This is a genomic window from Roseateles sp. P5_E1, assembly GCF_054049335.1.
In genome coordinates, this window is the sequence record NZ_JBFUMN010000137.1 from 1 (window position 1) to 1,030 (window position 1,030).

A 1,030-nucleotide genomic window follows, 5' to 3' on the forward strand; every position below is an offset into this window, starting at 1 on the left:
GCCGTACAGCTCCATCCATCGCATCGCCCGTGGGGACGGGCCGTGTTGAAGTACGGCCCCGCGCTGCCCGTCTGCGCGCGTCTGCGGGTGGGGTACTGCAGAGGATGGGTACTGGCGTTGCCGCGCGCGTGCGTCGCACGGCCGGCAGTGCGGGAGAAGGGCGATGGCGGCAGGCACGGGGAGTTGCCCGCCGGCGTTACTGCGTCACTTTCCGGTGGGTCATGGGCACCGGAAGGAACGCACAGCGTCCTCCCGCACTGCCGGAGTAGAGGCTAGTGCGACGTCGTCAATTGCACATCCGCGGCTCGCCGGCTGGACTCAGCCGCAGCGCACTTTGAACACTGGCCCGGCGCCGATCAGCACCAGTGCCATGTAGTCGCTGTCCTTGTCCTTGCCCTTGAGCGTGGCACCGGGATTGAAGTGGAAGATGCCGAACCCGCCGTTCGGGCGTACCAGCGCCTTGTCGATCTGATCGGCGTCATCCTTGAAGAAGCGGGCGATGTCCGCTCGCGAGGACACCTGCAGGACGGTATCGTCGCGTTGCCACTGTTCGTCGCGGTTGAACGACACGTAGTACTGGCCCTGCTGCTGCTCGATGCGGAACTCCGCCGGCTTGCGTGGGTGGGTGGCATAGCACCCCAGCATGGGATCGGAGGAGAACGTGCCGGCGCCGGAGTCGGCGTTGCGGCAGGCGCTGAGCAACAGGGGTGACAGCAGTAGCAGGCGGGTGACGACGTGCATGGCGGGTCCTCCTGGTAGCGGGTATTGCCGCATTGTGGCGTAGCGAGCGGGAGGGACCGTGCACGGCGGGCGATGGTGTACGGTTGGGTGAACCGGGGAGGCTGACATGCAGGACAACACACCATTGGATACCGCGCCGCCGCACGTTGTGTCGTCGCCACGGGCAACGATGGTGCAACGCTGGCCTTGGCTGGGCGTATGCAGCTTCCTTGGGCTCCCGTTGGGTGGCCTGGCCGGCTATCTCGTGCGGCTGGCGAGCGATAGCCCCACGGTCGGCGTGGGCACGAGC

2 protein-coding genes are annotated in these 1,030 nt (G+C 67.0%); one reads left to right on the forward strand and one right to left on the reverse strand.

What is annotated here, in order from left to right; translation table 11 throughout:
* Window positions 1-318 precede the first annotated feature (318 nt).
* Window positions 319-741, reverse strand: a complete 423-nt coding sequence (locus ACXJKJ_RS30150; RefSeq protein ID WP_457318288.1) for a hypothetical protein — start codon at window positions 739-741, stop codon at window positions 319-321.
* Between the two features lie 106 nt (window positions 742-847).
* Between ACXJKJ_RS30150 and ACXJKJ_RS30155 the strand changes: the two genes are divergently transcribed.
* Window positions 848-1,030: hypothetical protein (locus ACXJKJ_RS30155; RefSeq protein ID WP_457395020.1), on the forward strand; the 183-nt coding region annotated here is incomplete at its 3' end.